The organism is Pseudomonas sp. A39 (assembly GCF_058145955.1).
In genome coordinates this window covers 1-8,380 of record NZ_JBYVMD010000088.1, presented here as the reverse complement: position 1 = coordinate 8,380, position 8,380 = coordinate 1, and the positions used below count along the sequence as shown (strand labels likewise).

Below are 8,380 nucleotides of genomic sequence, written 5' to 3'. Positions count from 1 at the left end.
ATAATGTGCCGCATGATTAAGTACGCTCCGTCTTGTTCAGCCACATGTCGCGCATAGAGCCGTCTTTGATCTGCATCGGGTAGACGTGCTCGCTGGTATCCACCTGAATATCGATGAACACCAAGCGGTCCTTCATGGCGAACGCCTCTTCCATCTTCGGCTTCAGATCTTTCAAATCGGTGATGCGAATGCCGACATGGCCATAGGCTTCAACCAATTTTACGAAATCCGGCAGCGACTCCATGTAGGAATGGGAGTGACGGCTGTTGTAGCTCATGTCCTGCCATTGACGAACCATGCCCAGCACGCCGTTGTTCAAGCACACGATCTTCACCGGAAGGCCGTACTGCAGGCACGTCGACAGTTCCTGGATGTTCATCTGGATGCTGCCCTCGCCGGTGACGCACGCAACGTCAGTGTCCGGGAAGCTCAGTTTCACGCCCATGGCCGCAGGGAAACCAAAGCCCATCGTGCCCAGGCCACCGGAGTTGATCCAGCGGTTAGGCTTGTCGAACTTGTAGTACTGCGCAGCGAACATCTGGTGCTGGCCCACGTCGGAGGTCACAAAGGCGTCGCCCTTGGTCACTTCGCACAGGGTCTCGATCACGGTTTGTGGCTTGATGATGCTGCCGTCGCCCTTGTCGTAAGGGAACAGGCCGCGATCACCGCGCCATTCGTCGATCTGCTTCCACCAACTGGCAACAGATTCCTTGTTCGGCGTCTCGCCGATGTCCTTGAGCGCAGCAACCATTTCGGTCAATACGCTTTCAACAGGACCCACGATCGGCACATCGGCCTTGATGGTCTTGGAGATGGACGCCGGGTCGATGTCGATATGGATGATCTTGGCATTCGGGCAGAATTTGCTCGCGCCGTTGATCACGCGGTCATCGAAACGCGCGCCCACTGCCAGGATCACGTCGGCGTGGTGCATCGCCAGGTTAGCGGTGTAGCTGCCGTGCATGCCGAGCATGCCGACAAACTGACGGTCGGTACCTGGGAAGGCGCCGAGGCCCATCAACGTATTGGTCACCGGCAGGTTGAGCAGTTTGGCCAGCTCAGTCAAAGGCGCAGAACCGCCGCCCAGAATCACGCCACCACCCGAGTACAGCACTGGACGCTTGGCCGCCAGGAGCATTTCTGCGGCCTTGCGGATTTGCCCCGAGTGCCCACGGACGGCCGGGCTGTAGGAGCGCAGCTTGGCCTTCTTCGGGAAGATGTATTCGAATTTCTCGGCCGGGTTGGTCATGTCTTTCGGGATGTCGACCACCACAGGACCCGGACGACCGGACTGTGCGAGGTAGAAGGCCTTTTTCATGACTTCCGGGATTTCCGACGCATGCTTGATCATGAAGCTGTGTTTCACGATCGGCCGGGAGATACCGATCATGTCGGTTTCCTGGAATGCATCGGTACCGACCATGGTGCTAGCCACCTGACCGGAAATGATCACCATCGGGATGGAGTCCATATACGCAGTCGCGATGCCGGTAATGGCATTGGTTGCGCCAGGGCCGGACGTTACCAGTACCACACCGGCTTTACCGGTGGCACGGGCGTAACCGTCAGCCATATGGGTCGCGGCCTGCTCGTGGCGAACCAGGATGTGGGTAACAGCCGGTTCCTTGAACAGTGCGTCGTAGACATGCAGCAGAGCACCACCTGGGTACCCGTAGATATAGTCGACGCCTTCGTCACGCAAAAAGCGGACGAGCATCTCACCGCCAGATAAAAGCTCCACGTTGTTCACCTCTAAAACGCCAGAATACCGTCCGTTAAAAAACCGACGGGTCTTAATAGGTTTACTTCTCAACAGAGCATGAGCGACGGTGGTCGCCGACTACGTCAGCACTGACTGAGCAAGTATTGGGATCGTCCCAAGTGTTGCGGGCTTTTCCCACCCAGCGCGAGGTAACGCGTTGCGGGTGTAACAGGTCGGCGCGGATGTGCGCCTCATGATCTGCTGAGCGGGCCTGCTTCTGGCAGTCCCGATACAGCGGACTTTGGATTCTTCTGTTTCAGGACGTTCAAGTCAAGCAATAATTGCGCTTTTTTCCAACTAAGCGCATGAGAACGTAGAAGAAAGGGCTTTGAGGAGGGATAAAACTCGCCTGAATGTCGTCAAGCGGTAGAAATGTGCGCAAGACTGCCGGAAAAACCGGCAGTCAGGCAATTAACGAGCGTCGACGATCAGTTGGTCGAACTTTTTCAGCGCATTACGTAAGCCAAGGCTTTCCAGCGGGCGGTCGGCATAGACCATCTCGGCCATTTCCAGGATGCCCGACGCATTGGGCAGCGGCAGGTCCTGTTCGAGGATCTGCTTCATGCGCACTAGGAATACCCACTGCAGCCACTGGTGAAAATCCAGCGTATCCACCGAAAAAGGTTCAACGCTGCTGAGCGCCTCGACGCTGGGGGACACCTCGTCCCACCAGCCCTGCACGCGCAACTCGCGCTCAATCAGCAATAACTGTTCGGCAATGGCGGGGAAGCGTGCATCCATCAGAGGCTGACCTTGGCTTTTTGCCGAGCCTGCGCGGCACCGGCGGCATCGCCTTGCGCAGCGCGCGCGTCACCAATCAAGGCCCACAGGCTGGCTTGCAAGTCGGGACGACCGTTGGCCAGGGTCAGGCCACGACGGGCAAACTGCTCGGCCTGCGGAGCATCACCCTGGGCCATGCGAACCTGGGCCAGGCGATACAACACTTGCGGCTCACGCGGAGCCACGCGCTGGGCACGTTCGAGGCTCGACGACGCGCCATTCAAATCACCACCCGCCTGCTGTTGCTGGGCCGTGGTCAGCAGCGCAAGCACCGGGCCATCCAGTTGCTCGTCAGCCGACAGGCCGCCACCGCTGGAAGACGATGGAATGCCACTTGGCGTCGACGGCATGGTGTAGGTGCCCTGATTGATCGGCGCAGTTTGAATCGGCGTGGAGTCGATCGGACCCGAGGTGCTTGGCCCTGGCGTCCACGGCTCGGCACTGATCGGCGCAGACGTGGCAGCGCCAGCGCCTGGCACCATGACCACCACACCGGAATCCTGTGGCATCGCCTGGGTCGCAGCTTGCGCTGGACGATTGGTCACGGTCTGGCGGAAGCCGCCATTGGCCGAAATCCGGTCGTTATTGGAGACGGCAGTGCTCGAATCCACCACGGGAATGGAGCCGCGCTGCACGCTGGCGCAACCGTTGAGCAAAGCCAGAGCTGTAATAGCTGGAATCCACCACTTGTTCACTTGAAACCCTCTTTGCTTAATTCATCCAGCCCTTGACCCAATCCATCACCGACTCCGCATCAGCGGGGGCACTGCCACCGCATGCGGCGCCGGGAGGCGGTTCGCTGCCGCGAATATACGGCATCTGCACCGCGCCCGGACAGTTGGCATCTGAGCCCTGCCCCGTGTGCGGATCGATCCAAGCCTGCACGATGTTATCCGGCTGCGGCATGTTCAACGGCAGCGGATCAGCTTTGCGCATGAAACTGGTCCAGACCTGCAGCGCACCGGTGGCACCGGTAAACGGCGTCTTGCCGTTATCGTCGCGCCCCAGCCACACCACCGCCAGCACGTCCTGGCCGAAACCTGCGAACCAGCTGTCACGCGAATCGTTACTGGTACCGGTCTTGCCTGCCAATGTCAGGTTCGCCGGCAGCACGCTATAGACCGAACGCCCGGTACCTTCACGCATCACGCGCTGCATGGCGTTCTGGATCAGATAAATGGAGCCCGCATCAAACCGTTGCTGAATCTGGAACGGGTAGCGCTTGAGCGGCTCACCCTCGGCGGTCAGCACGCTGCGGATCCCGCGCATGGGGGTGTTGAAACCACCGTTGGCGAGGGTCTGGTACATCGTCGCGACTTCCATCGGGGTCATCGCGCCAGCGCCCAACAGGATCGACGGGAAGGCCGGGAACTCACGGGTGACACCCAGCCGCGCGATGGTCTTGAGGACATTCGGCACGCCGACCTCAAGGCCCAGCCGCGACGTGGAAATATTGTAGGAGTGCGCAATGCCCTGATACAGGAATATCGTACCGTGGGAACGACGGTCGAAGTTCTGGGGTGTCCACACTTGGCCATCGGCACCTTTGACCGACAGCGGGTCATCTGAGAGCCAACTGGTCAGGGTGTATTTGCTCGGTTTTTCCAACGCGGTCAGGTAAACCGCAGGCTTGACCAGGGAACCGATTGGCCGCACCGCATCCAGCGCGCGGTTGAACCCGGCAAAGCTGGCCTGACGGCTGCCGATCATGGCTTGCACTTCACCCGTTTCCGGATTGGTCACGACCATGGCCGCTTCGACTTCATCGGAACCTTTACGGCCTGTCAGACGCTTGAACGTGTCATTGACGGACGCTTCGGCCTTCATCTGCAGGATCGGGTCGAAACTGGTGAAGATTCGCAGGCCTTCTTCGGTCAAGTCTTCGTCGCGGTAGTCTTCACGCAGTTGGCGCTTGACCAGATCGATAAAGCCCGGGAAGGAGCTGTCCGCCAGCTTGCCGCGGGTAGTGACACCCAACGGCATTTTCTTCGCGGCAGCGACCTGTTCAGCCGTGGCAACACCTTGTTGCTCAAGTACATCAAGCACGAGGTTGCGTCGCTCCAGCGCACGCTCAGGATTGCGGCGCGGGTTGTAGTAGGAAGGCCCCTTGACCATGCCCACCAGCAACGCAACCTGGTGCAGCTTCAGTTCGGACAGCGGCTGGCCAAAGAAGAACTGGCTGGCCAGGCCGAAACCATGCACGGCGCGCTGGCCATCCTGGCCGACGAATACCTCGTTGAGGTACGCCTCAAGGATTTCCTGCTTGCTGTAGTGCAGCTCCAGCAGCATCGCCATCATGGCTTCAGTGAGCTTACGGGTGAGGCTGCGCTCGTTGGTCAGGTAGAAGTTCTTGACCAATTGTTGCGTCAGCGTACTGCCGCCCTGAGTCATCTTGCCGCCGGAGGTGTTCACCCAGACCGCGCGGGCGATCGACTTCGGCGAAACGCCCCAGTGGTGGTAGAAATCGCGGTCTTCAACAGCAACCAGGGTTTCCAACAGGTACGGCGGCACCTGGTCAAGCTTGATCAGGATGCGATCTTCAAGGTTTTTAGGGTAAATGCCGCCGATCATCAGCGGTTCGAGGCGAACCACCGGCAGCTTCGAGCCATTGAGGGACGACAACTCAGCGACGTAATCGCCGGAAAAGCGCACGCGCACAGGCTGGGCTTTTTCCAGGCCTTCATAGAACTGGAAACCGCGGGTATTCAAGTCGACGGTGTTACCACTGACAGCCGCCGCGCCCGGCCCGTTGCTCACGGGTTCGCGGCGATAGCCCAAGGCGTCGAGTTCGGTCAGGAAGTCATCCTTGCTCAGCTTCTGGCCGGTAAACAACTCCAGCGGGCGTGCATACACCTTGGCGGGAATGGTCCAACGCTTGCCGGAGAACTTCTCCTGGACCACAGCGTCGAGGTACACCGCAAAGCCGGCGAGCACTACGAGGCCCACGAGGCCGAGCTTGAGCGCCCAGCCCAGCCAAGGGCGCAGGCCGCGGGAAGGAGGTTTTTTACGGGAACGGGGAGATCGGGTTCGAGTCATGGCGGCGGATTATACGCACTTTATTGATGATCAACATGAGCCGGACAGCGGTTTGCACGACCGGCCGCAGCAGCCATAATGCCCGCCATGTTTTCCGCCAGACTCTGAAGGATCGCCCGTGAGCCAGACCCTGATCGCCGCCCTGCAAAACCCGGCCTTATACGCCCACCCGGTTGATGCGTTCCAAGTCATCGAGACCCATATTTCCTGGGTCGTGCTGACCGGGCCCTATGCCTATAAATTGAAGAAACCGATGAACTTCGGCTTCCTGGACTTCACGGATCTGGAAAAGCGCGGCCACTTCTGCAATGAAGAGCTGCGCCTCAACCAGCGTTTGACCGAAGATTTGTATCTTGAAGTGTTGCCGATCACCGGCACGGCCGAGGCCCCTCAGTTGGGTGGCGATGGCCCAGTCATCGAATATGCGCTGAAAATGCGTCAGTTCCCGCAGAGCCAACTGCTCAGCACCTTGCAAGCCAACGGCGAATTGACCAGCGCGCACATCGATGAGATGGCCAAGCAAATCGCGCACTTCCACCTCACCGCACCGAAAGTACCGCAGGAACACCCGGCCGGCACCCCGGACGAGGTGATGGCACCGGTTCGCCAGAACTTCGACCAGATTCGCCCGTTCCTCAGTGACAAGGCCGACCTGGCGCAACTGGACGCTTTGCAAGCCTGGGCCGAAAGCAGCTTCGAGCGCCTCAAGCCGCTGTTCTCCCAGCGCAAACAGGAAGGTTTCACCCGCGAATGCCACGGCGATATTCACCTGGGTAACGCGACGTTGATCGATGGCCACGTAGTGATCTTCGACTGCATCGAATTCAACGAGCCTTTCCGCTTCACCGATGTGTACGCCGATACCGGCTTCCTGGCCATGGACCTTGAAGACCGCGGCCTCAAATCCCTGGCGCGCCGCTTTATCAGCCAGTACCTGGAGTTGACCGGCGACTATCAAGGCCTGGAGGTGCTGAACTTCTATAAAGCCTATCGCGCCTTGGTACGCGCCAAGATCGCGCTGTTCAGCATGCCGAGCGAGGCCAGCCCGGTGCAACGCGCCACGACCCTGCGTCAATACCGCAACTACGCGAATCTGGCGGAAAGCTACAGCACCATTCCGTCGCGCTTCCTGGCAATTACCCACGGTGTTTCGGCCGTGGGCAAAAGCCACGTGGCCATGCGCCTGGTGGAAGCGCTGGGTGCTGTGCGCCTGCGCTCGGACGTGGAACGCAAGCGTCTGTTCGGTGAGCAACACGTCGAAAACACGCCGCAGGCCGGTATCTATGCGGCCGACGCCAGTGTGGCGACCTACACCCGGCTGAATGAAATCGCCGACACCGTACTGCGTGCCGGTTACCCAGTGGTGTTGGATGCCACCTTCCTGAAACGCGAACAACGCGATGCAGCGGCCAAAGTAGCCGAAGCCACCGGCGCGCCGTTCCTGATCCTGGATTGCAACGCGCCGCAAGCCGTAATCGCCAGCTGGTTGGCACAACGTCAGGCAGACAAAAATGATCCTTCCGACGCGACACTGGCCGTTATCGAAGAGCAGCAAGCCAATCGCGACTCGCTGACCGCCGAGGAGCTGCTCCTCAGCAAACGCGTCGAGACCAATGAAAGCGGTACGCTCGATGCGTTGGTGGCGCATATTCGCCAGCGCCTGCCAGGCCTGTAAGAAAAAATTCTTGGTCGTGTCGTCTACTTGGGCGCACGACCCCGCAATAGTGGCACTATAATGGCGCCATAAATCCAACAGGAGTTGCCGTCATGAGTCAGCCCAAGCTTCTTGATACTCCGCTTTACTCGCTCCTGCATAAAGATGATATCCGGGGCTTCAACCAGGAACGTCCAAAAGACGGCGTCATCGACATGCGCGGCGGGGACTTTCGCGGCCTGGACTTGCGTGAGTTGAACGCCACCGGCGTGGACTTTACCGATGCCTACTTCCGCTCTGCGGATTTGCGCGGCCTCGACCTGCGCGGTTGCTCGCTCGAAGGCGCCAGCCTAGCCCACGCGCAGATATCCGGGACCTATTTCCCTGCGGAGCTGACCGCCGATGAAATCCTCATGTCAGTCAACTTTGGCACCCGCCTGCGTTACCGTACCCGCTAATACTCGCTGCTTCAGCCCGGTATCGCACAAGCGTGCCGGGCTTCCCGCCTGCCGGACCACACCACTCCTCTCGGTCTTTAGGCCGTTTCCGACTAAAGAACTACGCTTTTCCTACTGAGCGCTACACTCCTTTCAGGCTTGCCTGGTCACGATACCCACCGAACCATTCGGCCGTCGCAAGGAGGCTTGATGAACGATGAGCTGCAACACCTGAAAAACCTTGGCAAGACGTCAGCACAGTGGCTGCATGCGGTGGGCATCCACAGTGCGTCCGACTTGCGTCGCCTGGGTGCGGTCGATGCCTACCGGGCCGTACGGACGCGCGGGTTTCGCGCATCGAAAGTGCTGCTGTATGCAATCGAAGGGGCCTTGATGGATGTGCATTGGAATGACATTCCTGCCGAGCGCAAAGAAGCGTTGAACCGGCAATTGGACGCTATTTCGGCCCGCCAAAAAAATTAGATCGACTGGCAAAGCCAACATTTACAGGCATTCCGAACGGACGTTTGAGAAATTCTGAAGAGCCATTGAAAACAAATGTTGACTCTCAAATGAGAATCGTTATGATTATCACAACTGGTCGCGAGATCAGCCGATAACTGAAAGACCATTGGTTCGGACTCTCAGATTATCTCCTCATCAGGCTAATCACGGTTATTTGACCCGGCTCTTGCCGGGTCTTTTTTTGCC

The 8,380-nt window shown here is 59.0% G+C and carries 7 protein-coding genes; 3 read left to right on the top strand and 4 right to left on the bottom strand.

The genetic code is table 11. From position 1 onward, the window contains the following. Nucleotides 1-16: 16 nt before the first annotated feature. The 4 genes from AC3ZU9_RS30785 to mrcB all read right to left on the bottom strand — a co-directional run bounded on the left by AC3ZU9_RS30785 (nt 17) and on the right by mrcB (nt 5,578). Nucleotides 17-1,741, bottom strand: a complete 1,725-nt coding sequence (locus AC3ZU9_RS30785) for an acetolactate synthase 3 large subunit (RefSeq protein WP_015885889.1) — start codon at nt 1,739-1,741, stop codon at nt 17-19. 432 nt (nt 1,742-2,173) lie between these two features. Beyond that, nucleotides 2,174-2,503, bottom strand: a complete 330-nt coding sequence (locus tag AC3ZU9_RS30780; RefSeq protein ID WP_015885890.1) for a YqcC family protein — start codon at nt 2,501-2,503, stop codon at nt 2,174-2,176. Further along, nucleotides 2,503-3,237 (bottom strand): tetratricopeptide repeat protein, encoded by a 735-nt coding sequence (locus AC3ZU9_RS30775; protein WP_490091756.1) that lies wholly within the window; start codon nt 3,235-3,237, stop codon nt 2,503-2,505. The genes AC3ZU9_RS30780 and AC3ZU9_RS30775 overlap by 1 nt, the downstream gene beginning before the upstream one ends. A 16-nt stretch (nt 3,238-3,253) precedes the next feature. Further along, entirely contained in the window at nt 3,254-5,578 is a 2,325-nt protein-coding gene (gene mrcB / locus AC3ZU9_RS30770; RefSeq protein ID WP_015885892.1) for a penicillin-binding protein 1B, read from the bottom strand. Between the two features lie 118 nt (nt 5,579-5,696). On the opposite strand from mrcB, the gene AC3ZU9_RS30765 reads away from it, so the two are divergent. The 3 genes from AC3ZU9_RS30765 (at nt 5,697) to AC3ZU9_RS30755 (ending at nt 8,152) form a co-directional block, all read left to right on the top strand. Beyond that, the gene (locus AC3ZU9_RS30765) at nt 5,697-7,253 is read left to right on the top strand and encodes a bifunctional aminoglycoside phosphotransferase/ATP-binding protein (RefSeq protein ID WP_490091755.1); all 1,557 of its coding nucleotides are present in this window, start codon (nt 5,697-5,699) and stop codon (nt 7,251-7,253) included. Nucleotides 7,254-7,345: 92 nt separating this feature from the next. Continuing rightward, complete coding sequence (locus AC3ZU9_RS30760; RefSeq protein ID WP_046034299.1) at nt 7,346-7,690, top strand: pentapeptide repeat-containing protein; 345 nt, start codon at nt 7,346-7,348, stop codon at nt 7,688-7,690. 189 nt (nt 7,691-7,879) lie between these two features. Continuing rightward, nucleotides 7,880-8,152, top strand: coding sequence for a TfoX/Sxy family protein (locus AC3ZU9_RS30755; protein ID WP_010562703.1), 273 nt, complete (start codon nt 7,880-7,882; stop codon nt 8,150-8,152). Nucleotides 8,153-8,380 lie beyond the last annotated feature (228 nt).

Coding starts and splice junctions, on each gene's coding strand:
- AC3ZU9_RS30760 (WP_046034299.1), top strand. CDS start 7,346: ATGAGTCAGCCCAAGCTTCTTGATACTCCGCTTTACTCGCTCCTGCAT.
- mrcB (WP_015885892.1), bottom strand. CDS start 5,578: ATGACTCGAACCCGATCTCCCCGTTCCCGTAAAAAACCTCCTTCCCGC.
- AC3ZU9_RS30780 (WP_015885890.1), bottom strand. CDS start 2,503: ATGGATGCACGCTTCCCCGCCATTGCCGAACAGTTATTGCTGATTGAG.
- AC3ZU9_RS30755 (WP_010562703.1), top strand. CDS start 7,880: ATGAACGATGAGCTGCAACACCTGAAAAACCTTGGCAAGACGTCAGCA.